The organism is Gluconobacter sp. DsW_056 (assembly GCF_002153595.1).
Classification (GTDB): Bacteria; Pseudomonadota; Alphaproteobacteria; order Acetobacterales; family Acetobacteraceae; genus Gluconobacter; species Gluconobacter albidus.
In genome coordinates, this window is record NZ_JOPF01000009.1 from 287899 (window position 1) to 313328 (window position 25430).

Sequence of the window (25430 nt, forward strand, 5' to 3'; positions counted from 1 at the left end):
ACCAAATTCCTCAGACTTCAAGAAATTCAGATGCTTTTGGCTGATCTCATTGCCTGCGGGAGTCAGAACATTCTGTTCGTGACAACGGTGTAATCCGCTCTGGTATCCAGACCCAGAGCGTGAGCTACATCAGAACGACATTCAGATGAAAAATCGTGTTGTTTTCAGGTAGTTCATGAGCCTCCGACGTCGCAGGATAACGCGCCAAGGCGTCAGAATACGGGTCAGGAGCCACATTCTGTTCGCATGGCGGTCTATCCTGCTCAGACCGGCTTGTCCTGATGAATGGAAATACTGTTTGAGCGAATAAAAAGCCTCAAGCTGTGGGAACTGCTTCAGAAGCTCAACATAGGACGCAATGAAGCGCCCCTGCCACGGACGTGCTTTTGAGAACCATGGCTTTTCAGCGCCCGTGAAATGAATGATTGACGGCCGCACAGTGTTCACGAAATTATTTTCGGCGAACATGGTCGTGAAATTGTATTTGGGTGACATAGGCAGTCTTCTGCCGACACACACGGCGTTTAGAGCGCTCTGATCGTGGAACATGCAGTCTTTGGAGTGATTGACGAAATAATCAAATGCTTCTTTGCAGAGATTGATCCATGTCTCACGCTTTGCAGCCAGAATTCCTGCATTGAAATAATCCGACTCATGCGAAACCCCGAGTTTTTTGAGGTATTCGCGCGTTTTTTCTCCAGATTTGTCATGTTCTTTTGCTTTAAGAAAATGTCGATCAATAGCACCCAACATTTTGCCATCCGGAATGTCGGCATTCGCCAGATCGAAAATTGACCCGACGACCTGAACATCCCCGTCAATATACAGGATGTTCTCATATTTCGGATCTATACACGGACCTGTAAAAAAACGTCCCAAAGTTGAAATCGAAATATGTGTTTCTCTGAACGAAAGAGATTCCTGTTCGCTCAATACTTTATCAAGATCAAGCTTGATGGTCGTAATGCCGTGATCTGTGACGAGATCCGTGATCGTACGGAAATCTTCATCATTAAGATCCGTTGTGAACAAGAAGAGATCCGCGACACTCATCGTATCTTTCTGTCGGCTGATCTGCAGCATCGCGAGGATGCTTGGTACTAGGAAATTCCTATCCGCGACAAAGATAATTGCAGTTTTATGTCCCAAAACAGGATCCCTTCTCGTTACAACGCCGTCAGATTTTCTTTTGAAGATGCCATACTATTTCATAACTGTTTAGTTAATATTTTTCTCGGCATTGTCCTGTCGATCGCTCTGCAGGATAACGGAAAAATAATCTCACAATAACGGATTGCAGACATAGTATTCATTGCCTGCATCCATCTGGCATTAGAGGTAATCATATCGATGGCTGCCCTGCGGAGCAGCACTGATGTCACACCAGACTCATGTTGCGGACGTCGATCATTCCGAAATCCGTAATCTTGAGATGGGGGATGACCGGGAGGGGCAGGAACGCCAGTTGCAGGAACGGCTCCTCTAAAACCACGCCCATCTCTTTCGCGGCCTGTCGCAACACGATCAGATCATCGCGCACCTGTTCATAGGGGGCATCGCTCATCAGCCCTGCGACGGGAAGACGCAGTTCCGCCAGCACCTGTCCATCACGGACGGCCACGAAACCGCCGCCGGTCTTTTCCAGATGGTTCACCGCGCAGGCCATATCGGCGTCACTGGTTCCGACGACACAGATATTATGGCTGTCGTGTCCGACTGAGGATGCCAGTGCTCCACGTCCGAGGCCGAAGCCACGAACAAAACCGCGCCCGATATTGTCGTTATGCCCGTGCCGCGCCACGACGCAGACCTTTGCGATATCCTGCGCGGGGTCAGGCAGAACGGCACCATCGTCTTCCGGAAGATCCAGACGCAGGAATTCGGTAATGATCTGTCCCGGAATGATCCCCATGACCGGACGATCTGTGCCGCTGCCTTCAATCCACATATCTCGCGCGCTCACCGGGTTTGGCAGTTGCACGCTGTCCAGCCCGACGGGTGCCACGATCTCGCGCGCGGCAAACAGTGCATCGTTCACCAGACGACCGGCGGAAATGACATCCGACACCTGACAGCGCTCCAGATCGTCGAGCAGGACGATATCCGCGCGCTTGCCGGGCGCGATTTGTCCGCGATCTTTCAGGCCAAAGGCATTTGCGGCCGAGAGAGAAGCCGCCCGGTATGCAGCCAGAGGCTCCACACCGAGTTCGATCGCCCGGCGGATCAGGAAATCCAGATGGCCTTCATGAGCAATTTCGAGCGGATTGCGGTCATCGGTGCAGAAGGCAAAGAACGGCGATGTGGCGACGTTCAGCAGCGGGACCAGGGCTTCAAGATCCTTGCAGACAGAGCCTTCGCGGATCAGGACTGTCATGCCTTTCCGAACTTTCTCCAGCGCTTCTTCGGCTGCTGTCGCCTCGTGATCGGTCGAAATTCCGGCTGCCAGATAGCCGTTGAGGGCCTTGCCGCGCATGAGAGGCGCATGGCCGTCGATATGGCCGTCCGCAAAGGCCGCGAGTTTGTCCAAGCAGCCCGGATCGCCGTTCAGAACGCCCGGGATATTCATGAATTCGGCCAGGCCGATTACTTTGGGATGGTTTCGATAGGGCAGCAGATCATCGACATTCAGAACCGCTCCCGACGTCTCCATAGCTGTTGCCGGTACGCAGCTTGAGAGATTGACCCGCAAATCCATGATGGTCCGCTCGGCCGCGGTTAGAAAATAATCGAATGTGGCGCGGCCCAGCACATTGGCCATTTCGTGCGGATCACAGATGGCGGTCGTTACGCCATGCGGCAGGACGCAACGGTCGAATTCAAACGGCGTGACGAGTGATGATTCAACATGCAGATGCGTGTCGATGAAGCCCGGCACGGCGATCCGGCCTGCACCGTCAATCGTCTGCACACCGTCATAGTCACCATAAGTCCCGACGATCCGGTCGCCACATATGGCGATATCGGTGGGAACAAGATCACCCGTAACCAGATCGAACAGCCGGACATTGCGGATGACCAGATCAGCGGGTTCGCGTCCCTGCCCCTGAGCCACCCGGCGCATGATGGTTTTCTGCATGTCTCAAAATCCTCCGTCCGTCAGCAGTTCATGCTTATACCGCACGAAGGAGAGAGATCTCAAAGCGGCATGTTGTCGATCAGTCGCACCGCCCCTGCCCGCACGGCCAGAAGCGCCAGCGGGTTTTCGGAACAGGGCTGTTCGCGGCGAAAGGTGTCCGCATTCACGACCGTGGCATAGTCGATGTCCGGCAGGCCGGCCTTGATCAAACCAACCCGCAAGGCACCCTCCAGAACGTCCGTATTGCGCTCGCCACCGCGGAACAGTCGCGCGGCTTCCTGCAAAGCCTGATATAGCGCCGGGGCTTTCTGGCGGTTCTCGGGCGTCAGACGCACATTGCGGCTGGACCGCGCGAGGCCATCGTCTTCGCGCGCGATGTCGCAGACCACAATTTCGACGGGGATATCCAGATCCGCCACAAAACGCCGGACGACCGCGCATTGCTGGGCATCTTTCTGTCCGAAATAGGCCCGCTGCGGCTGGACAATATTGAACAGCTTCGTCACGACCGTCACCACACCGGAGAAATGTCCGGGGCGGGACTGGCCTTCGAGTTCGTCCGCAACGCCGCCGACTTCAATGCGGGTGGCGAAACCCGGCGGATAAAGCACATCCGGTGTTGGCAGGAAGACCAGATCGGCTCCGGCTTCTTTCAGAAGCGCCAGATCACGGTCCGGATCGCGCGGATAGGAGGCATAATCTTCGTTCGGCCCGAACTGCGTCGGGTTAACGAAAATGCTGACGGCCACCGCACCGTTTTCGGCTTTGGCCCTGCGGACGAGGCCCAGATGGCCTTCATGCAGGAACCCCATCGTCGGAACGAAGCCGAGCGTCGCATAGCCTTTCCGGGCGGTCCGCAACGCCCCGATTGTCTCAAAAACCTGCATCTGTGTTTCCTTTCCGGCCAGAACCCGCCGCGCAGAACCTGACAAACCCTGCCGCACATGGCAATCAGACGCCTATGACTACTGCGTCCCCTTCCCCGTCCATCGGCCCATCCATCGCCATTATAGGAGCCGGTCCGGCAGGGCTGTTCGCAGCCGAAATCCTGGCTGCGCGGGGATGCAGGGTGCAGGTCTTCGACCGGATGCCAAGCGTGGGGCGAAAGCTGCTCATGGCCGGACGCAGCGGGCTGAACCTGACGCATTCGGAACCGCTGGACAGGTTTCTGAAGCGTTATGGCAACGCGCAGGATTGGCTCGAACCCGCCATCCGCGCCTTTCCGCCAGAGGCGCTGAGGCAATGGGCGGAAGGCCTCGGACAGCCATGTTTTTCCGGCTCTTCAGGGCGGGTGTTTCCCAAAGCCATGAAAGCTTCTCCACTCCTGCGGGCATGGCTTGAGCGTCTCGCGCAGCAGGGCGTGACGATCCGGACCCGGCATCGTTTTGTCAGTTGGGAGGGTTCGGACCCTGTTTTCGATACTCCTGACGGCCGGATTTCCGTTCAGGCCGACGCGACCCTCCTGACAATGGGAGGCGCAAGCTGGTCCCGTCTGGGATCGGACGGTCTCTGGACAGACCTTTTACCGGATGAAACTGCGTCTTTCGCCCCTACAAACTGCGGCTTCCTGCCCGACTGGCCAGCCGATTTCGCAGCAAGGCACGACGGTAGCGTCCTGCATTCGGTAGGGCTGTCTTTTAACGAACAACACAGCCGGGGCGACCTGACCATCACGGCCCGCGGGCTTGAAGGATCGGCGCTTTATGCGCTCTCGGCTGCATTGCGGGACGCAATCCGGCGCGACGGGCGCGCAGTTCTCACGCTCGATCTCCGCCCCACACTGTCGGCCGGGGACGTTCTGAAACGTCTGCTGGCCCAGCGCGAACGTGAAAGTCAGAGCAATCGTCTGCGGAAAGCACTCGCGCTGGATGCGCCCTCCCAGGAACTTCTTAGGTTGGCAACCCCGAAAAACGCCACCCCGTTTCAGCTTGCCCAGACCCTCAAGGCCCTCCCCCTGCCGCTGATCGGCATGGACACGCTCGATCGTGCCATCTCGACCGCAGGCGGTGTGCAGCGGGACGCCATGGATGCACGCTTCATGCTGACGTCCCGCCCCGGCGTGTTTGTGGCCGGGGAAATGCTGGACTGGGAAGCGCCGACGGGCGGCTATCTGCTTCAGGGGTGTTTTTCCACCGCTTATGCGGCGGCAAATGGTGTCCTTGGGTGGCTAGAATCGCGCAATTCGGCTATCGCCTGACACCATGACATCCATCGTTCTCGGACAGGGCCGCGACGGCTCCGACACCTGCATTGATCTGCCGGAACTCCTGGCCACGCGCCTGCTGGTGCAGGGCAATTCAGGCTCTGGGAAATCGCATCTCCTGCGGCGCCTGCTGGAGCAGACAGCAACTCTTGTCCAGCAGGTGATGATTGATCCGGAAGGCGATTTCGTCACTCTCGCCGACCATTACGGCCATCTGGTAATCGACGTCGAAGACCAGTCCGAAGCCAGCCTTCGCGCCGCAGGTGAGCGCGTGCGGGCGCATCGGGCCTCCGTGGTGCTGAACCTCGAACAGGTCGAAGCCGAAATGCAGCTTCGGGCGGCCGGCGCGTTCCTCAACGGCATGTTCGAAGCCCCACGTGCGCACTGGTATCCTGCCCTCGTGGTGGTGGACGAAGCGCAGCTTTTCGCCCCAGTGACCAGCGGCGACACATCGGACGAAGCGCGCCGCCTGTCGCTTGGCGCCATGACGAACCTGATGTGTCGTGGTCGAAAACGCGGTCTGGCAGGCGTGATCGCCACCCAGCGTCTGGCGAAGCTGGCGAAGAACGTTGCGGCAGAAGCGTCCAACTTCCTGATGGGCCGGACCTTCCTCGATATCGACATGGCGCGGGCGGCCGACCTTCTGGGCATGGAGCGACGGGCGGCGGAATCCTTCCGCGATCTGGCGCGCGGTCAGTTCATGGCGCTCGGCCCGGCTTTGAGCCGGCGTCCAAAACTCGTGGCCATCGGCCCTGTCACAACCGCAAGCCATGCCACCGGGCCGGTCCTCGTGCCGCTCGAACCCGTTTCCGCCGAAGACCTGCGGGACATCATTCTCGAGCCGGTCCATGAGTTCACGCCCCGCGCGCGTCGGGAATCCCGCCCCCCTCCGCCAGACCTGCTCGCCCAGCTCGATGCCTACGGGGCCGAGCGTGAGGCCGAAGAACCCGCTCCCGCCGCCATCAGCGTCGAGGCCGACCCCGACCAGCTGTGGTCGCTGGTTACCGAAGTCGTGGCCGGAGACGGGTCGGACTATAAACCCCTGGCGACCCTGTATCAGGACTTCCAGCTCAGGGCACGTATTCAGGGCCTGTCGCGCAATGTGCTTGAACTGGGATCTTTCAACCGGATGCTGGCCACGATCCGCGCCGGGATGGACCGGGAGCGCTCCGAAAGCGAAGAGTGGAAGCAGGCCCAGACAGTCGCCGCGACCCTGCCGGAAGACGTGCAGGGCGTTTTCCTGCTGCTCGCCCGAACGGCGCTGGATGCGGAAATCTGCCCGGACGATGATGCGCTGGCCCGCGCCTATGGGACGCATTCTCTGGGCCGTGCGCGCCGTCAGCTCAACTATCTGGAAGAGCGGGAGGTCATCGTTCTTCAGGATACGCCTCTGGGGCGCCGGGTCGCGATCGTCGGGCTGGGCTGGCAAACGGCCTGACAGACAGCCTGACTGTCATAATTCTGTCACTGCACGTTCACAGGAGCTTCACACGCAGTTCTTTAAGGAAAGATTAGGGTCCGCCGCGTCCGATCCCTTCTTGCTCCGGAAAGATCTTCGATGCCGCGCAACCTGCTGCGTTCCCGCCTGCTCCTGACTGTTTTCTGCTCGCCATTTGCGCTGGCTGCCGCTCTTCCCCACCCCGCCAGTGCCGCTGCGACTGGAACGAAAAAAGCTACACCGGCCAAACATGCTGCCAAAAACGACGCCAAACACAAGGCCAGGGTGGATGCCGTGGCCGGGGGGACGGAACAGCTTGTCATCACGGCACGGCGCACGCGTTCCGAACAGGGGCTGAGCCATGTGCAGATCCAGCGGATCCTTCCGGGCGTGAACCCGGTCAAGGCGCTGGAAATGCTGCCGGGCGTCGTGTTCAACAATGCCGATCCCTGGGGTAACAACGAGCAGAACTCCTCGCTCTACGTTCACGGGTTCAACCAGAACCAGCTCGGCTACACGCTCGACGGCATTCCGCTCGGCGATCAGGCTTACGGCAATTACAACGGTCTCTCTCCGCAGCGCGCAGCCATCAGCGAGAACATCGGATCGGCTTCGGTTTCGTCCGGTGCAGGTGCGCTTGGCACAGCCTCCACGTCCAACCTTGGCGGAACGCTCCAGTTCACCACGCAGGACCCGCTGAAGAAGCGCGGCGCGCAGATCGAGCAGGTTTTCGGAAGCTGGTCTACGTTCCGCACCTTCGCCCGCCTCGATACGGGTGAGTTCGGCAATGGCAACTCAGCCTATGTTTCTTTTGCACGTCAGGACGCACGCGCCTGGGACTTCGCCGGCCATCAGGGCGGCTATCAGGTCAACGCGAAGTTCGTCCACAACAGCGAACATGACCATTTCTCGACGTTCTTCGACTGGTCCCAGAAGGTCGAGCCCAACGAAGACAGCGTTACGCTGCCGCAGGGTTATGGCATTTATGTTCGCCCGTTCACCTATCCCAATTTCAATTACGCCAAGGCCAACGCCAATGCGGTCGGCCTGAACTATCGCAATTATTACTCTGCGGCCCAGCGCGAGGACTTCCTCGCCTATTCCAAGTGGACGCATGATTTCAGCGAAAACCTGCACTGGGACAACAGCATCTATTATCACCATGATCTGGGTGAAGGTGTTGTAGCCGGTCCGATTTCGGCCGCCGGTCTGCCGACGCTGTTCGCCGCCTATTTCCCGGGTCAGGATCTGAACACCGTCTTCGGCGGTTCGGGCTATGCAACCCGCACGACCGAATACTGGGACAACCGCGGTGGCCTGATGTCCACGCTGCGCTACCATCTCGGCAAGCACTCGATCGAGCTTGGCGGCTGGTATGAGCGCAACAACAACACCCAAGCCCGTCGCTGGTATCCACTGAACGCCAACAACCCGACCACGCCTTACGAGCGCCAGCAGAACGCCCTGATCGACCAGTACACCAACAATTTCTACACCAACACGTTCGTCACGCATCTGCAGGACAACTGGCAGATCTCCAAGAATTTCTCGCTGATGGCGGGCTTCAAGTCCGAACTGGTCTATACCAACGGCACGCTTCCGGTGGCCGCAAAGCCGGGTTCGCTTTCCCCGTCCTATGCCGTGACGGCACCGGGTGGCGAAATCGACGCCGCCAAGCCGTTCCTGCCCGCTTTCGGCGCAGTCTGGGATATCACGAAGCACGAGCAGTGGTTTGCCAACATCCAGGAGAACATGCGCTCTTTCCAGGATGCGGGCTATGGCAACGCCACCCCGTGGGGCGCGACCAGCCAGGCCGCTTTCGAAGAATTCAAGAAGAACGGCAAGCCCGAAACCTCATGGACCTACGAAACCGGTCTGCGTGAGCACCGCCAGATCCATCTCGGCCCGCTGACGGCGATCGAAGGTCAGGTCGAATACTATCACGTTCACTTCTCAAACCGCCTGCTGGCCGTCGCAACGACGCAGACCCTGTCGTCCATCATCGGCTCGGCCACCACGCTTGCGAACGTGGGTTCGGTTACGACGGATGGTATGGATTTCTCCTTCACCACCCATTTCGGTCCGCATTTCTCGCTGTACAACGCGCTGTCCTACAACAAGTCCACCTACAACGATAACTACAGCACGGGTTCGAGCATCATCCACACGGCAGGCAAGGACGTTGTGGGCATGCCGGACTGGTCGGAGAAGTTCGTCTTCACCACCAACTGGGGCAATGCCTACGGCCAGTTCACCGGTGATGTCATCGGCAAGCGTTATGCGACCTACACCAACGACATGTGGGCTGCACCCTACGCCCAGTTCAACTTGAACGCAGGTTATACGTTCCACAATATTCCGCATCTGGCGTCGCTGAAGGTTCAGGGCAATATTACCAACCTGACAAACACGAAGGGATGGTCCACGATCAACGCCACCCAGACTGCGGGTCAGTTCTCGGCCTTTCCCATCGCGCCGCGCATGTTCTTCCTGAGCCTGAGCGCCGCCCTGTAAGGAACACTGCTCCATGCTGACACGTCGCCAGAGCCTCGGCCTGCTCGCAGCAGGGCTTCCCGCCCTGCATCTGCGGGCGAAAGCCGCGCCCTCACTGGCGCCGAAGCCACTCGTGTTCGCCCATCGCGGGGCTTCGGCCCTGCGCCCCGAACACACACTGGCCTCCTATGCCCGCGCCATGATGGATGGCGCGGATTTCATCGAGCCGGATCTCGTCATGACGCGTGACGGTCATCTGGTCGTCCGACATGAAAGCAACATTGTCGGGACCACGGATGTTTCGGAACGTCCGGAATTCGCCTCCCGTCACCGGTCTCTCAAGATCGACGGACGGGTCGAAACCGGCTGGTTCACCACGGACTTCACGCTGGCCGAACTCAAAACCCTCCGTGCCCGTGAGCGCCTGTCCACGATCCGCGTCCACAACACGCGCTATGACGACCACTTCGAAATCCCGACCTTCGAGGAGGTCATCGAACAGGTCGCGGCTCAGTCGGCGGCGACGGGCAAGGTTTTCGGTCTGGTACCGGAGATCAAGCACTCCACCTATTTCAACAGCCTTGGCCTCAATCCCGAAGCCGCGTTTCTTCAGACCATCGCGGCACACGACTACACCCGGCAGGCACCGCTGGAACTCCAGTCCTTCGAAACCGGAAATCTGGGACGCATCCGGGCTGATGTCCTCTCCATCAATCCGCAGGCGCGTCTCATGCTGCTGATGGGTGAACGCAAGGACATCCCGCCCGATCTTCTGGCAGACGGCAAGACCACGACTTTTGGCGATCTCATGACGCCTGAAGGCCTCAAGGAAGTCCGGCGCTATGCCGACGTGATCGGACCGTCCAACACGGACCTGATCCCGCGTGACAGCAAGGGCGCGTGGATGGAGCCATCCAGCCTCGTCACGGATGCCCATCGTGCCGGGCTTCTGGTGCATTCCTATACGGCACGGCCGGAAAACCATTTCCTCCCCGCACAGCTTCGCAGTACCGCAGGCGATGCGGCCCGCAATCCCGAGGGCATGATCGCGGAACTGCGCCGCTATCTGGACATGGGCATCGACGGCTTCTTTACCGACGATCCCGCTCTAGGGCGCAAAGCCGTCGATGGAACGATCTGACGCCAGCCAGATCCCCACAAAAAAGGAGGCTCTCACAAAAGGGGCGCCTCCTTTTTTGTGGGACCGTCAGGGACTTCAGGCAAGCCTGAAATGCCTGAGCATGGCCTTGTTGAAAGCTGGAATATCGGCCGGACAACGGGAAAAAACATAAGGGCCGTCAACCACAACGGCGTTGTCCACCCAGATCGCACCGGCATTTTCCAGATCGCGGCGAATGGCTGGCCAGGACGTAACGGTCCGCCCCTTGAGTTCATTGACCTCAATCAGCGTCTGCACACCATGACAGATGGCCGCGATGGGCTTGTTTGCCTTCACGAACGCTCTCGCAAACGCCACCACGTCCCGGTTCATGCGCAACGCATCTGGAGACGCCACCCCGCCGGGAAGCAGCAGGGCATGATAGTCGTTTGGATTTGCATCGGCGATCGCCAGATCGGCCCGGATTTTATGGGAGGGATAGATATCCTTGCTCACGGCCTGAAACTCACCGGCCCGGAGGGAAATAACCGTAACGGTCGCACCGGCTTTTTCAAGCGCAGAGCGAGGCGCGACCAGTTCTATTTCCTCAAGGCCATCCGTAGCCAGGACAGCAACTTTTACCATAATCCCGATCCCCTCCAGAAAAAACGGGCGACCGCCAAGAGCCGTCCGTCAGGCCGTTACGCGTTGAGGTAAATGGTTTTGGTCTGAACGTAGGCTTCCATACCGTGCTGCCCGTCCTCGCCTCCCAGACCACTCTCTTTGTAGCCATGATGGAAGCCCTGTGGAGCCTCTCCACCCGGCCGGTTCACATAGACTTCACCGAATTCAAGTTCGCGGGTCATACGCAGGACCCGGCCCAGATCATTCGTGAAGAGATAGGCTGACAGGCCGTAACGGCAGTCATTGGCCCACGCGATGGCCTGATCGAAGTCCTTGACCCGGATCAGCGACATGACCGGGCCAAACACTTCGTTATGAACGACATCCATGTCCTGGGTGACATCGGTCAGAAGCGTCGGGGCATAGAAATAGCCCTTGTCATACACGCCACCCCTCAGCTGCTTGCCACCGATGGCGAGACGCGCGCCCTGCCTGATAGCGTTTTCGACCATGCCATGAACCTTGTTCAGCTCGTCTTCACTGACCTTTGGCCCCATATCCGTACTGTCGTCCGTCGGCAGTCCGACCTTCAGCGCCTCGATCTTCTCGCGGATTTTCTGGACGAAGCGGTCGTAAATAGCCTCATGGATATAGGTGCGTTCGTTAGACGTGCAGACCTGCCCGCCATTGCCAAAACGCGCAGCCACCGCTGCATCGGCGGCCTTGTCCAGATCAGCATCTTCCATGACCATGAATGGCGCCTTGCCGCCCAGTTCCAGCCGGACTTCCTTCAACGTTTCAGAGGCGGCTGCCATGATCTTCTTGCCTGCCGGGGTCGAGCCCGTCATCGTAATGAGCCGGACATCTTTATGCGCCACCAGTGGCACACCGACATCCTGGCCATCTCCCGTCACGATATTGATGACGCCATGTGGAATTCGCGCTTCGCCAACCAGCTTTGCCAGGTGCAGACAGGTCAGCGGCGTCAGTTCATGCGGCTTGAGAACGATGGTATTTCCCGCCGCCACGGCCGGCCCGATCTTTCTGGCACACAACGCCAGCGGGAAGTTCCAGGCCGTGATGGCACCAATAACGCCCAGCGGCACGCGGTCGATCAGGATTTTCTCGTTCGGCGAGCTTCCCGGAATGATCTCGCCCTGAAGGCGCAAAACGTTTTCCGCAGCAAACCGCAGCAGGCCAATCGCAAAATCAACCTCGACCCGGGCTTCCTTCAGCGGCTTGCCCATTTCAGAAGTGATGAGAGCGGCCAGTTTTTCCCGATCCCGCTTTACCAGATTCTTCAGCGCGTGAATGTAATCGGCCCGTTCAGTCGCCGTACGGTGGCTCCAGCCGGCAAAGGCTGCTTTCGCAGCCGCGACAGCCGCATCCACATCCGCCTGTCCGCCTTTGGCAACTTCGCCAATCACCGCTTTCGTGGCCGGATTTTCAACCGTAATCCATTCGCCACCCTTCGGTGAGACCCAGCTGCCGTTAATGAAAAGAGTGCTTTTCTCAGTCATGGAGTTTCCTGCATTCCTGTGTGACGACTTGCGCCTGTCACGAAACAGACGCATCAGGACGCCGGCAGTTCACTCAACAACTGCAAAAGAGCGACATTCTTTCATAATCAAAAGCGGAAACTTGTGAGTCTTCGGTTTATTTTGCGCCTGAATTGTCATCAGGCGACGAATGAAGCGAAAATCTCTGATCCGGGACATTCAGTCTCCGAACACGCCAGATGAAGTAGAAGATGCTCCCGTCGATGGCCTCCAGGATGGAAATTCGTCCCCGTCCCGACACCGACTTTCAATCCCTCAGAGGATACTGCTTAGCAAACAGAGTTCATGAAATTTATGGGGAAAATATTTCATCGGAAGCGGCTTATCCCGCGCGAGAAGATATCCCCAGAATCAGGGAACATCTCCGGGGAAGGGCCTGTGGATTGTTTCTGAAGAAGTGGGGAGCGATTGCGCCAGAGCAGCTTTCCTGCGGAGTCGCACGATGAGTGTATCGAGTGCGGATAAAAACCGGCTTCGGTCGTTTTTGCCGAAAGACGGATTATAGGTCGTAACCGCTCCCGTCTCGCGCAGACCCTGCATCAGATCCCGCATCGCCGATACCATACCGACAGAGCGCTCGTCGATTTCCTCGCCGTTTGGACGCAGGACCGCGCCTTTCCTGGCAAGACAGCGCACGGCCAGCGGAATATCGCTGGTAATGACGATATCGAAAGCCGTCACCTGCTCCGCAATCCAGTCATCCGCCACGTCTGGCCCTTCAGGGACCACAACACGTTCGATGAGCGGAGACTGCGGGATATTCATCCAGCTATTGGCGACAATGACCGTTTTCAGGCCGTAGCGCGCCCCGACCCGATAGATTTCATCCTTGACCGGACACGCATCGGCATCCACCAAAATCCGGGTGGTATCTGCCATGGATCAGCCCTCCGTCTGGAAGTGACGGATCAGATCCTCCAGCACCACGTCGGGGTGCTTTTCGCCTGAAACGCGAATCACCGGCTCATCGTCACCCGGCACTTCAAGCGTGGCGAGCTGGCTTGGCAGCAGGCTGGCGGGCATGAAGTGCCCTTCCCGTCGCTCCAGACGCGCCGCAAGTTCAGTGGCAGACGTGTCAATATGCACGAATTCAATCGGTAGCCCGTTGGCGCGAAGCTGTTCACGATAGGCGCGTTTGAGCGCGGAGCACGTCAGAACCGCACCATGGCCAGCCTCGACCTGTGCCCGCAGCCAGTCATGGCACAACGCAAGCCAGGGGGCGCGATCCGCATCGGTCAGCGGACGACCGGTGCTCATCTTTTCAACATTCGCAGGAGGGTGCAGGGCATCGCCTTCCTGAAAATGCCAGCCAAGCCGGGTCGCCAGTCCGGTGGCGATCGTCGTTTTTCCTGTCCCAGAGACGCCCATGACAACGAGAAAACGCGGCTCCAGACCCATCTTCACCCGTGCTGCCGAAGCCGTCATGGCTCCCACCGCTCCACGCCTTCTGTGGTGGCGACCAGAACGTCCGAAGCCATGTTGAGGAACATGCCATGCTCCACCACGCCGACGATCCGGTCGATTTTCTCCGCCAGATCTTCGGGATTTTCGATCGGTCCGAAATGGCAGTCCAGAATCATGTTTCCCGTATCCGTCACGAACAGCGATCCGGCACGGTCCGCTCTCGGCTTTACACCGCGAGCGCCACAGGCCGCCAGACGTTCGGCCGTGCATTCCCAGCCGAAGGAAATGACTTCCACGGGAACAGGCGCGCGCTCTCCCAGCAGATCGACAGGCTTGGTGCCATCGACGATCACCACGAAACGCTTTGCAGCCTGTGCCACGATTTTTTCGCGAAGGAGCGCGCCGCCCAGACCCTTGATCAGGTTGAGCGAACCGCGCTGGACCTCGTCCGCCCCGTCAATCGCAATGTCGATCCGGCGATGCGCGCTGAAATCCGTCAGCGGAATTCCGGCCTTGATCGCCTTGTCTTCGCTGTCATCGGAGGTCGGAATGCCAAAAATTTCCAGACCTTCCGCAACACGCTCACCCAGGCGCTCAATCATATAAGCGGCTGTGCTGCCCGTTCCGAGCCCCACGACCATGCCGCTCTTAACCATATCAGCCGCTTCACGCGCCGCGGTGCGCTTGTGAACGCTCATATCGGACACTGTCATGCCCCTTCTCCGACCGCTGCGCGATCTGCAAGAACGACGATCCGGCCTTCGCTCGTCACGCGGGCGGAGGGGATGGAACTGTCGCCTTCGACCAGACGCTCCAGCATCTCGACCTTGGACGCTCCCGTCACGAGAAACACCACCAGCGCGCTGGACTGAATAGCGGGATAGGTCAGCGTGATGCGTTCATAAGGCGCGGTGGACGGTGCGGCTGTTCCGACCCAGGCTTTGCGTTCCTTCAGGACCGGCTGTCCCGGAAACAGCGAGGCCGTATGACCATCCGTGCCGAGGCCCAGCATGACCAGATCGAACAGCGGGCGCTTCGGATCGAGTTCCGTAGCACCATAAGAGGTCTGAAGGGTTTTCTCGTAAGCCTGTGCGTCCGCCTCCACCGTATCCCCGGTCGGGATGGCATGGACGTTCTTGGCGGGCACTGGAACATGCGACAGCAGGACGGACTGGCCGACCGTGTGGTTGCTGTCCGCATGGCCTTCCGGCACATGGCGCTCGTCACCATAGAAAATCTCGACCCGCTCCCACGGAACCAGCTTTGCCCGCGAAGGCGTGGCGAGGATCTCGAACAGGCGCTTGGGCGTGGAGCCACCAGAAAGCGCCACCCGGAACAGGCCATCCGTCTTGGCGAGAACGCCTTCGATGAAGAGATCGGCCATCCGCAGGGCTACGGCTTCCGAATCAGGGAGGGTTTCCAGAGTGGCGGTACGAATGTCGGTCGTCATGAATGGGGAACCCTCGGCAGAATGTAGCGCTCGACAGCCTTGGCCCAGCCATCGCGCTCGTTGGTGTCCGTGAAAACCTGCGCGGCGGCTTTCACGTCCTCTTCAGCCTGTCCCATGGCAATTCCCAGCCCGGCGACAGAAAACATCGGCAGGTCGTTATGGGCATCGCCAAGGCAGGCCACCTCATGCGGCGCAATGCCGTGGGCAAGCGCCAGTTCGCGGATCGCCTCGCCCTTGTTGGCAAGCGCTGGCGTCACATCAAGAAGAATATCGGAAGAGCGGCGCACGCTCGCATCCCCCTGAAGCATCGCGCCGAGTTCGGTCTCGACGTCCTGCAACAGGCTGGTATTGCTGCTCACGCCCATCACCTTGCCGATGCCCTCAAATTCCCTGCGCAGGTCGGGAACCTGATTTGGCGTCAGGCCGGTAATGCCCCGCTCATGCTGGACGAACGGCGTATGTGCATCCTGCACCATCCAGTAGGACTGCCGCAGAAACCATGTTTCAATCCCGTGCAGATGCAGCATGTCATACACGATCGACAGCACATCCGGCGCAAGGACGCGGCTGACGGTCGTGCTGCCGTCAGGTTTGAAGATGATGCCGCCGTTAAATCCGGCGTTCTGACCGGTCAGACCGAGCTGCTCGATATAGGGTACCATGGCGGCTGGAGGCCGCGCACTGGCGAGACAGAGGGGAATTCCCCGTTCCTGAAGCGCTTTCACCATCGCCAGGGTAGATGGCGCGATGGTCTTGTCTGGCGTCAGGAGTGTGCCATCCATGTCGGACACGACCATCCGGATGGTCTTTGGCAGCGGCGGCAGGTCCGCGTGGATGGCGTCGAGGTCAACGGACATAAAAGCCCCTGTAAAAACCCCCGTCAGAGTCTTTGCGGGGGCTGGCTGGTCAGCAATGGCAAAAACCATACCCTGCCAGCCAGTCATTGCCCATGAGGGGCGCAGTCTTATTTCTTTTCGACGTGGCCGCCGAAACCGAAACGCTGGGCCGAGAGCACTTTCTCGGCAAAGTTGTTGCCGGACCGGGAGCGGAAACGCGTAAACAGCGCGGCCGTCATGACCGGAGCCGGTACGTCTTCCTCGATGGCGGCCTCGATCGTCCAGCGGCCTTCACCGGAATCCGCAACTTCGCCGGAGAATTCGTTGAGGGTTTCCGAACGGGTCAGGGCCTCGGCCGTCAGATCGAGCAGCCAGGACGATACGACACTGCCGCGACGCCACACTTCGGCGATATCGCCCATATTGAGCTCGAAGCGGTCTTTTTCCGCAAGAACCGGGGAGTTCTTGCTTTTCATGATGTCGAAACCTTCGGCGAAGGCCTGCATCATGCCGTATTCGATGCCGTTATGGACCATCTTCACGAAGTGCCCCGAACCGGCGGGACCACAGTGCAGATAGCCCTGCTCGGCCCGCGGATCGTGACCCGCATCGTCACGGCCAGGCGTGCGCGGCACGTCCCCGATGCCCGGCGCCAACGCGCTGAGGATCGGATCAATATATTCGGCGGTCTCTTTCGTGCCGCCGAACATCATGCAGTAACCACGCTCCAGACCCCAGACGCCGCCCGAGGTGCCAACATCCACGTAGGAGATGCCCTTTTCGGCCAGTTCGGCCGAACGGCGGACGTCATCCTTGTAATAGGTGTTACCACCGTCGATGATGACATCCCCGCGCCCCAGAAGGCCACCGAGTTCCTGAACGCAGGCTTCGGTGATGGCACCCGCCGGAAGCATGACCCACACCACGCGGTGTTCGTCACCTTCGAGCAGCTTCGCCATCTCGGCCACGGAACTGGCGGGCGTCGCGCGCCCCGCTTCGCAGCGGCCGACGACCGAGGCCGTCACTTCCGGCGTACGGTCGTGCACGACGACATCATGTCCGTGGCGCGTCAGACGGACGGCAATATTGCCGCCCATCCGTCCCAGTCCGATGATTCCGATCCGCATGACTTATTCTCCTGCCAGTGCTTCGTGGATTGCCGTTTCCAGAGCCTTCAGCCCCTCTTCCAGCGGTCCATCAATATGAACGCGAAGGGCACGACGGCCGCGGGCCGCCAGCACCTCGAAATCGCCTCTTGCCTGCGCCGCCTTGACGACGCTGAAGCTGAAGCCATGACCCGGAACCGGCACATCCGCCGCATCCGTCGCCGTGACCTGAAGGAACACGCCGCTGTCAGGTCCGCCCTTGTAGGCCTGGCCTGTCGAATGCAGGAACCGGGGGCCGAATTCGGCGGCTGTCGCCACCTTCAGTGTGTCCCGGAGCTCCATACGAACGGACTGTGCCCAGTCCCGCGTCTGCTGGTCGCGGCGGATATAGGCCAGAAGACCAACATAGTCGCCAGGCTTCACACGATCGAAAAGCGTCCTGAGAATGGAGACCGCATCGCTTTTGCTTCCAGCGGCTTCCGTGTTCTTCGCATCCGCGTAGAAGGACAGCGGGCCGTCCTTGGCGAACGGTGTTTCCGGCGGCAGCGATCCCGTTTCGGCATAGGCGGAGGTCAGCTTGCGCGTCTCGAGCTTGCTGAATTCCACATCCGGCTGATCGAACGGGTCGATGCCGAGCACCGCGCCGGCCACGGCCGTCGCGAATTCGAACAGGAAAAATGCCTGTCCGATCTGGGACGCATCGGCCAGACGGATGGTGACGACCGGCGCACCAGCTTCGCGCAGAGCGCCAAGACGGCTGTCGGGAACGTCATCGCCCAGCAGAAGGTCAACGAAAATGCGGTCCGTCCCATAGACATCCGGCGCGCCGAGTTCTTCCTCGTCAATGGGAATAAGGCCGAGGCCCTTCTTGCCCGTGCTTTCTGCAATGAGCTGTTCCAGCCAGGCACCCAGCGAGGCAATGCCGTCAGAGGCGAGGATCGTCACTTTGTCGCGGCTGAAGCAGTGCGCGGCATGACCCAGGATCAGGCCCAGCACCGCGCCCGGATTGGCGGCAGGAGGCGCGCTTCCGTCACAGGATTCCACCATCAGCCGCGTAACCGTCAGCAGCTTGCGGACGTCAATGCCGCTTGCTGCCGCCGGAACGAGACCGAAGTTGGACAAGACCGAATAACGCCCGCCGATTTTTGGATCGCCGTAGAACACGCGCCAGAAGCCGTTTTCCTCGGCCACTTTCTGCATGTGCGAGCCGGGATCGGTGATGGCGATGAAGCTGTCACCAGGTTTCTTGCCCAGAGCCTGACCGGCCACCTGCCAGAAATGCGCGAACAGGATGTTGGGCTCCAGCGTTCCGCCGGATTTGCTGGCCACGATGAACAGCGTGTTCTTGGGGTCGATGGCTTTCTCGAACGCCGTGACCTGCTGGGGGTCCGTGCTGTCGAGGACGTGCAGTTTCGGCCAACCTTCGCGCTGTCCGAACGTCTCGGCCAGAACCTCAGGACCGAGGCTCGAACCACCCATGCCCAGAAGCAGGATGTCCTTGAAGCCGCGACTGCGGACATCGCGGGCCAGAACTTCCAGCTCCTCAACGTTCCAGAGGCGATCCTGCACGATCGTCAGCCAGTTCAGCCAGCCCGCTTCCGGGCCGTTCGTCCAGACCGACGGGTCTTTCTGCCAGATCCGGCGAAGACCGCCGCTCAGGCTCCAGTCCTTTTCAGCCCCCGCGACATCATCACGCAGTTCCGGCGGCAGATCCGCGCTGACACGCAGCAGGCGCTTGCCGATGACGGCTTCACGCTTGGTTGCCACGGCTGTCAGCAGTGTGTCGAACGACACGCTGAAGGACGCACAGCCTTCCTTGACGAGCTTTGTCGTCACACCATCCAGATCCAGACCAAGGCGTTCGGCCTCGGCCAGAACATGCCGCGCCTCCTCGACGTTTTCCGTCAGGCTGGCGCGGGCCTTGCCGTGATCGCGGAACGCATCAAACGTTGCGGGCGGGATGGTGTTGACCGTCTCGGGGCCAATCAGCTCCTCGACATACAGGACATCGGAATAGGCCTTGTCCTTGGTTCCGGTGCTGGCCCAGAGCAGACGCTGCGGGTTGGCGCCCTTCTCCGCCAGCGCCTTCCAGCGCGGGCTGTTCCGGACGTCCAGATAATACTGATACGCCATCTTGGCGTTGGCGATCGCAACCTTGCCGCGAACGGCCTTCAGCGCTTCGGCGTCGGCATCTCCAGCAGCGATGCGACGGTCGATTTCGCCATCAATCTTGGCGTCGATACGGCTGACAAAGAACGAAGCCACGCTGGAAATGCGCGAAATGTCTTCGCCGCGGGCGGCACGGGCCTCAAGTCCGGAAATATAGGCTTCCAGAACCGCCTTGTAGGCTTCCAGCGAGAACAGCAGCGTCACGTTGACATTGATGCCGTCCGCAATGGCTTCGCGGATGGCGCCCGTGCCTTCTGACGTGCCGGGGATCTTGATCATCAGATTGTCGCGCGCGACGGTTTTCCACAGACGACGGGCTTCCGTGATCGTACCGTGCGCATCGAATGCCAGATAGGGCGAAACTTCGAGACTGACATAACCGTCCAGCCCCTTGGTCTTCTCGAACACCGGATACAGAACCGCGCAGGCGGAACGGATGTCGTCAATCGCCAGATGCTCGTACAGATCACCGGGGGGAAGGCCCTCGCCTTCCAGCAGCTTGCGGATTTGCGGATCGTATTCAGTGCCGTGACCGATGGCCTTCTCGAAGATGGCCGGGTTGGACGTGACGCCCCGCAGGCCGTCTTCGTCCACCAGCTTGCGGAGGCTTCCATTCTCCGTGAAGCTGCGCTGGATGAAATCCAGCCAGGGAGACTGGCCGTATTTCTCAAGCTCGCGCAGCACGCTGCCGACTTCGTTCAGACCGGTATTGGAGATTGTGTCTGCCACAGGATCTCTCCCTTACTTGCCGCGCAGGGCCTGACGCTTTGCCGCGTCAAGAACCGCTTCCGGCGTGAAACCGAATTTCGTGAGAAGTGCGGAGGCCGGGGCCGACGCACCGAACGTGTTCATTGCAATAATCGCACCGCCGATGCCGACATACCGGTCCCATCCGAACGCTGCGGCCTGCTCGACCGCGACGCGGCCGATGACATCCGGCGGCAGAACGGAATCGCGGTATTCCTGGCTCTGCTCTTCGAAGAGGTCAAAGCTCGGCATGGAGACGACCCGGGCGTTGATGCCTTCCGCCGTGAGCTTCTCGTAAGCCCCGACCACGAGGCTGACTTCCGAACCCGAAGCGATCAGAATGACGTCAGGCTTGCCGTCACAGCTCGCCAGTACATAGGCGCCCTTCGCCAGACCGGCGGCGGACGCATATTTCGTGCGGTCGATCGTCGGCAGGTTCTGACGGCTCAGCGCAAGCACGGCCGGCTTGTGCGTCATCGGGATCAGCGTGCGCCAAGCTTCGGACACTTCGTTGGCGTCAGACGGGCGGATCGTCATGATGCCCGGCGTGGCGCGAAGCTGTGCAAGCTGCTCGATCGGCTGATGCGTCGGTCCGTCTTCGCCCACACCGATGGAGTCATGCGTGAAGATATACAGAACCGGCAGTTCCATGATGGCCGACAGACGGATCGGCGCTTTCATGTAATCGGAGAAGATCAGGAAGCCCGAACCGTAGGAGCGGATACCCGACAGTGCGATACCGTTACAGATGGAGCCCATCGCATGTTCGCGCACACCGAAATGCAGGTTCCGGCCACCATAGGTGCCGTTCCATTTTTCCGGCTGGAAAGACCCGCCGCCCTTGATGTCCGTCTTGGTGGACGGCGTGAGGTCTGCGGACCCGCCGATCATCCAGGGCAGGTTCTTCGCAACCGCATTCAGCACCTGACCCGAGCTGGCACGCGAGGCAACGCCCTTCGCATCGGCTTCGAAGGTGGGGATGTCCTTGTCCCAGCCTTCGGGCAGACGATGCTCGATGATGCAGTCGATTTCAGCAGCGAGTTCAGGATGCGCTTCGCGATAGGCCGAGAACAGCTCGCGCCATTCCGCATGGGCTTCAGCGCCACGCTTGCCGAGACCTTCTGCGAAATGCTCCTTCACGCCGTCCGGGACATAGAAGTCCGGAGCATCTTCCGGCCAGCCATAGGCAGCCTTCGCGCCTTTGATTTCGTCCGCACCCAGCGGCTCGCCATGAGCCGAAGCCGTACCGGCCTTCTTGGGAGCGCCATAGCCGATGACCGTTTTGAGAACGATCATGCTCGGACGATCCGTCACGGCACGGGCGGCCTTCAGAGCAGCGAGAATGGCCTCGACGTCGTTGCCGTCCGTCAGGGTCTGGACATGCCAGCCATAGGCTTCGAAACGCTTGCCCACGTTTTCCGTGAAGGCCAGGTCCGTCGACCCCTCGATGGAAATCTGGTTCGAATCATAGATCCAGGTCAGGTTGCCAAGTGCGAGATGGCCAGCGGTGGAAGCGGCTTCAGAGGCCACGCCTTCCATCATGTCGCCATCGCCACAAAACACCGTCACGTGATAGTCGAACAGCTTGAAGCCCGGACGGTCATAACGCGCGGACATCCATTTCTGGGCGATCGCCATACCGACGGAATTGCCACAACCCTGTCCGAGCGGGCCGGTCGTGGTCTCCACACCAGCGGTAAAGCGGTATTCCGGGTGACCCGGCGTCTTGGAGTTCAGCTGACGGAACTGCGACAGGTCTTCGACGGTGAGGGACGGCGCGTCAACGACCTTGCCATCCTGGATATCCTTCACGCCTGTGAGGAACAGGGTGGAGTACAGCAGCATCGACGCATGACCGACCGAAAGGACGAAACGGTCACGTGCGGGCCAGCACGGATCGGCCGGATCATATTTCAGATCATGCTGCCAGACCGCATACATCGCGGGGGCGAGGGCCATGGCCGTGCCGGGATGGCCGGAATTGGCGCGCTCGACACCTTCCATCGAAAGGGTACGGATCGTATTGATGGTGAGCTGAGGAAGCGTACTCATCGGAATGGGATCTCCGGCTTGTGACTGACAGGAAGAAAAGCAACGATATCTTCCATACCTTCTGCTGCCACGGCATGACGCGAAGTCGCGCCGGACGCAATGGCTGATCGGTAAACCATATTGTGAAACACGCTCTTGTGCTTGATGACAACCTGCCGCATTTCGACGGGCGTCATTACCGAAACCCCGAAAATTGGCGCCCGGACGAGGCCCGGACGGCCCGCAGCCCTTCGCAGCGGATCGGGAACATCTTCCGCTGGCAGATGGGGCTCAGACCACGCTGGCCAGACGCCCTTCCCCCGCAGAAAACCTACCCTCAGGTCACGCCTGCTGCGGGGGAATGCTGTGTCACGTTTGTCGGTCATGCGACCGTTCTGCTCCAGTTTGGCCGTACAGGACGCGCGCCTCTACGGATCATTACTGATCCGGTTTTTTCCGAACGCTGCTCCCCCTTCCGCAGTTTCGGACCCCGCCGCGTCTGCCCTCCCGGCATCGCGCTGGACGCCCTTCCGCGCATCGACATCATCCTCGTCTCGCACTGCCATTACGACCACATGGACCTGCCGAGCCTGCGGGCGCTGGCCGAACGTGACGACCCGCTCTGCATTTCCCTCCCGGGCAACCGCCGCCATCTGAAAAAGGCCGATCTTCCCCGCATCGTCGAGCTGGACTGGTGGGAAGGCATGGCCGATGACGGCGCGCGCATCACGGCGACGCCGGCCCTGCACGGGAGCGCGCGCACGCCGTTCGATTCCAACCGTGCGCTCTGGGGCGGTTTCACGATCGAAGCGGACGGCCACACCGTGTTTTTCGCGGGGGACACGGCCTGGGGCAGGCATTTCGACGCGATCCACCGCCGCTGGCCCACCATCGACCTCGCGATCCTCCCCATCGGAGCTTACGACCCGCGAAACCTGATGCGCCGCGTTCACATGTCTCCCGAAGAAGCGCTCATGGCTTTTGATACGCTCGGAGCAAAACAGGGCCTCCCCATCCATTTCGGGACGTTCCAGCTCACGGACGAGGCCATTCTGGAGCCGCCCACCCGTCTGGAGTTCGCCTGCCGTCCCGCAGGCCGCCCATTCCGAGCCCTCGAAAACGGTGACAGCCTCACTCTTCCGCCAACTGACACAAAAAGCTAAACTCTCCTCTGACACCTCCTGTCGACAGACACCGCCATGTGGAAACCGTCATGAACGCCCAGAACGTCACTTTCACGTCAGACCAGATCACTGCCCTGTTCATCGACGCGGCCCGTGAAGGCGATACCGACCTCCTGACCCAGTTTCTGGATGCCGGCATGGCCATTGATACGTCCGACAGCCGTGGCTACACCGCCCTGATCGTCGCCACCTATAACGGCCACACGGATGCCGCGCGCCTGCTGCTGGACCGGAGCGCCGACACGGAAGCCACCGATCTCAAAGGGGCTACTGCGCTCTCGGGCGTGGCCTTCAAGGGCCTGAGCGACATCGCGACACTTCTGCTCGATCATGGCGCCGAGGTGGATCATGCCAATCATGCCGGCCGCACGCCGCTGATGTTTTCCATCATGTTCAACCGCGAAGACATGGCAAAAAAGCTTCTTGCCGCCGGCGCAAACCCGGACCTGAAGGACGCGGATGGCGTCTCTGCCCGCGATCTGGCCGAACGTCAGCTTATGACCGGCCTGTTCGCCGGAGCGTCCGCATGAGCCGTTTCTGGAACCGCCGCGTTCAGGGCCTGCACCCCTATGTGCCGGGCGAGCAGCCCAGACTCGCGGACCTGCTGAAGCTCAACACGAACGAGTCTCCCTACGGTCCGAGCCCGAAAGTGCTCGATGCCATCCGTGACGTGGCCTCTGACGACCTGCGCCTTTATCCGGACCCGACAGCAGCAGACCTCCGGGACACCATCGCCACCCGGTTCGGAACCACCACCGACCGCGTTTTCGTCGGCAACGGTTCCGACGAAGTGCTGGCCCATGCGTTTCGCGCGCTGTTCCATGACGATGCGCCGGTCCTGTTCTCGGACGTAACCTACGGCTTTTATCCGGTTTATTGCGGCCTGTTCGAACAGCCGTTCCGCCACATCCCGCTCAATGACGATTTCACGATCGACATCGACGCCTATACCGGCAAATGCGGCGGCATCGCCGTTGCCAATCCGAATGCCAATACGGGAATCGCCCTGCCGCTGGAGCAGATCGAAACCCTCCTGAACCGCTTTCCGGACCGGACCGTCATCATTGACGAAGCCTATGTTGATTTTGGTGCCCGATCTGCCATTGAACTGACACATCGTCATGACAATCTTCTGGTGGTCCAGACGCTGTCAAAGTCCTATGCTCTGGCAGGACTGCGTGTGGGTTTTGCGATCGGCTCCCCGGAACTGATCGAGGGTCTCATCCGCGTCAAGGACAGTTTCAATTCCTACCCCCTCTCCCGCCCGGCCCAGGCCGGGGCCATCGCCGCGATCCAGGATACCGACTGGCTTGCGGACATCACGACGCGCACAGTTGCCAGCCGTGACCGTCTGGTCCCGGACCTGCAAAATCTTGGCTTCCAAGTCCTGCCGTCCTGTGCCAATTTCATTCTTGTGCACCACCCGGAGCACAAGGCCGGAGACATCGCCGCAGCCCTGCGCGAGCGTGCGATCCTTGTCCGGCATCTCTCAACCCCGCGCATCCAGGACTGGCTGCGTATCTCGATCGGAACGGACGAAGCCTGCATCCGCCTGACAGACGTTTTGCGGGACATTCTCTCTCACCGATCCTGAATTAACCGGACGGTAATATTCCGTCCCCCATAATCATGAGCCAGACAGGGCCAGACGGGCGCGTTTCTGCGCGCTCCATCCCGCCACCCTCCGGGTGAACGGGAGGCCTGTGTGTTTCATGCGGAAAGACCGAATACATGCGTGCATTTCAAGGACAGATGTCCGACAACCAGCCTATTCGCCGCAATCAGGCCGAAAAGGAAAAGCAGCTTCGGGACCTCAAGGAAACGATCGCTTCCATGAAGTCCCACACGTCTCCAACGCTGAAGGAAAGCATCCAGCGCCGCATTCGCGAGCTGGAAACCGAACTGCGTACCATCGCGCGCGAAAAAGCCGCAAAAGCTGCCAATCCGGACGCCCAGTCCGATCGCCAGCGCCGTCCGCCGCGCCGCAACACGATCCGTTCCATGTAACGAA

Annotated in this window: 21 protein-coding genes; 8 read left to right on the plus strand and 13 right to left on the minus strand. The window is 60.1% G+C overall.

Features of this window, described 5'->3' with window-relative positions:
• Nucleotides 1–141: 141 nt before the first annotated feature.
• The 3 genes from HK22_RS08570 to panC form a co-directional block, all read right to left on the minus strand.
• On the minus strand, nucleotides 142–1149 hold the full coding sequence (locus HK22_RS08570; protein ID WP_158093550.1) for a glycosyltransferase: 1008 nt from the start codon (nucleotides 1147–1149) through the stop codon (nucleotides 142–144).
• 229 nt (nucleotides 1150–1378) lie between these two features.
• Nucleotides 1379–3076: an adenine deaminase gene (gene ade / locus HK22_RS08575; protein ID WP_086648973.1), complete on the minus strand. Its 1698-nt coding sequence runs from the start codon at nucleotides 3074–3076 to the stop codon at nucleotides 1379–1381.
• A gap of 59 nt (nucleotides 3077–3135) precedes the next feature.
• A complete protein-coding gene (gene panC / locus HK22_RS08580) occupies nucleotides 3136–3963 on the minus strand; it encodes a pantoate--beta-alanine ligase (protein ID WP_086648974.1) in 828 nt (275 codons plus the stop codon).
• Nucleotides 3964–4037: 74 nt separating this feature from the next.
• Here panC and HK22_RS08585 point away from each other — a divergent pair, with 74 nt between their 5' ends.
• The 4 genes from HK22_RS08585 to HK22_RS08600 all read left to right on the plus strand — a co-directional run bounded on the left by HK22_RS08585 (nucleotide 4038) and on the right by HK22_RS08600 (nucleotide 10351).
• The gene (locus HK22_RS08585; protein ID WP_198945511.1) at nucleotides 4038–5273 is read left to right on the plus strand and encodes a TIGR03862 family flavoprotein; all 1236 of its coding nucleotides are present in this window, start codon (nucleotides 4038–4040) and stop codon (nucleotides 5271–5273) included.
• A 4-nt stretch (nucleotides 5274–5277) separates the two neighbouring features.
• Nucleotides 5278–6717, plus strand: a complete 1440-nt coding sequence (locus HK22_RS08590) for an ATP-binding protein (RefSeq protein ID WP_062029097.1) — start codon at nucleotides 5278–5280, stop codon at nucleotides 6715–6717.
• A 120-nt stretch (nucleotides 6718–6837) separates the two neighbouring features.
• Complete coding sequence (locus HK22_RS08595; protein WP_062029099.1) at nucleotides 6838–9231, plus strand: TonB-dependent receptor; 2394 nt, start codon at nucleotides 6838–6840, stop codon at nucleotides 9229–9231.
• Nucleotides 9232–9244: 13 nt separating this feature from the next.
• Nucleotides 9245–10351, plus strand: a complete 1107-nt coding sequence (locus HK22_RS08600) for a glycerophosphodiester phosphodiesterase family protein (RefSeq protein WP_062029101.1) — start codon at nucleotides 9245–9247, stop codon at nucleotides 10349–10351.
• Between the two features lie 75 nt (nucleotides 10352–10426).
• On the opposite strand, the gene HK22_RS08605 is transcribed toward HK22_RS08600, so the two are convergent.
• The 10 genes from HK22_RS08605 to tkt form a co-directional block, all read right to left on the minus strand.
• Nucleotides 10427–10954 (minus strand): type 1 glutamine amidotransferase domain-containing protein, encoded by a 528-nt coding sequence (locus HK22_RS08605; RefSeq protein ID WP_062029103.1) that lies wholly within the window; start codon nucleotides 10952–10954, stop codon nucleotides 10427–10429.
• A 56-nt stretch (nucleotides 10955–11010) separates the two neighbouring features.
• A complete protein-coding gene (gene aldA / locus HK22_RS08610) occupies nucleotides 11011–12453 on the minus strand; it encodes an aldehyde dehydrogenase (protein ID WP_086648975.1) in 1443 nt (480 codons plus the stop codon).
• Between the two features lie 390 nt (nucleotides 12454–12843).
• A complete protein-coding gene (locus tag HK22_RS08615; RefSeq protein ID WP_086648976.1) occupies nucleotides 12844–13371 on the minus strand; it encodes a YaiI/YqxD family protein in 528 nt (175 codons plus the stop codon).
• A 3-nt stretch (nucleotides 13372–13374) separates the two neighbouring features.
• A complete protein-coding gene (locus HK22_RS08620; RefSeq protein ID WP_062029110.1) occupies nucleotides 13375–13917 on the minus strand; it encodes a gluconokinase in 543 nt (180 codons plus the stop codon).
• Nucleotides 13914–14609 (minus strand): ribose-5-phosphate isomerase RpiA, encoded by a 696-nt coding sequence (gene rpiA / locus HK22_RS08625; protein WP_174694419.1) that lies wholly within the window; start codon nucleotides 14607–14609, stop codon nucleotides 13914–13916. The genes HK22_RS08620 and rpiA overlap by 4 nt, the downstream gene beginning before the upstream one ends.
• A complete protein-coding gene (pgl, locus tag HK22_RS08630) occupies nucleotides 14606–15346 on the minus strand; it encodes a 6-phosphogluconolactonase (protein ID WP_077802358.1) in 741 nt (246 codons plus the stop codon). Before pgl ends, rpiA begins: the two co-directional genes overlap by 4 nt.
• The gene (locus tag HK22_RS08635) at nucleotides 15343–16203 is read right to left on the minus strand and encodes a Cof-type HAD-IIB family hydrolase (protein ID WP_198945512.1); all 861 of its coding nucleotides are present in this window, start codon (nucleotides 16201–16203) and stop codon (nucleotides 15343–15345) included. The genes pgl and HK22_RS08635 overlap by 4 nt, the downstream gene beginning before the upstream one ends.
• A gap of 107 nt (nucleotides 16204–16310) precedes the next feature.
• Nucleotides 16311–17309, minus strand: a complete 999-nt coding sequence (gene gnd / locus HK22_RS08640; protein WP_086648977.1) for a phosphogluconate dehydrogenase (NAD(+)-dependent, decarboxylating) — start codon at nucleotides 17307–17309, stop codon at nucleotides 16311–16313.
• Nucleotides 17310–17312: 3 nt separating this feature from the next.
• Nucleotides 17313–20186, minus strand: coding sequence for a bifunctional transaldolase/phosoglucose isomerase (locus tag HK22_RS08645; protein WP_086648978.1), 2874 nt, complete (start codon nucleotides 20184–20186; stop codon nucleotides 17313–17315).
• 12 nt (nucleotides 20187–20198) lie between these two features.
• Nucleotides 20199–22256 (minus strand): transketolase, encoded by a 2058-nt coding sequence (tkt, locus tag HK22_RS08650; protein ID WP_086648979.1) that lies wholly within the window; start codon nucleotides 22254–22256, stop codon nucleotides 20199–20201.
• 137 nt (nucleotides 22257–22393) lie between these two features.
• On the opposite strand from tkt, the gene HK22_RS08655 reads away from it, so the two are divergent.
• From HK22_RS08655 to HK22_RS08670, 4 genes are all read left to right on the plus strand, one after another.
• Nucleotides 22394–23398 carry an MBL fold metallo-hydrolase gene (locus HK22_RS08655; RefSeq protein WP_086649114.1) on the plus strand — a complete coding sequence of 335 codons (1005 nt, stop codon included), beginning with the start codon at nucleotides 22394–22396 and terminating at the stop codon, nucleotides 23396–23398.
• Between the two features lie 50 nt (nucleotides 23399–23448).
• Complete coding sequence (locus tag HK22_RS08660; protein WP_198945513.1) at nucleotides 23449–23949, plus strand: ankyrin repeat domain-containing protein; 501 nt, start codon at nucleotides 23449–23451, stop codon at nucleotides 23947–23949.
• Nucleotides 23946–25013 carry a histidinol-phosphate transaminase gene (hisC, locus tag HK22_RS08665; protein WP_086648981.1) on the plus strand — a complete coding sequence of 356 codons (1068 nt, stop codon included), beginning with the start codon at nucleotides 23946–23948 and terminating at the stop codon, nucleotides 25011–25013. The genes HK22_RS08660 and hisC overlap by 4 nt, the downstream gene beginning before the upstream one ends.
• A gap of 137 nt (nucleotides 25014–25150) precedes the next feature.
• The gene (locus HK22_RS08670) at nucleotides 25151–25426 is read left to right on the plus strand and encodes a hypothetical protein (protein ID WP_062029124.1); all 276 of its coding nucleotides are present in this window, start codon (nucleotides 25151–25153) and stop codon (nucleotides 25424–25426) included.
• The last annotated feature ends 4 nt before the right edge of the window (nucleotides 25427–25430 follow it).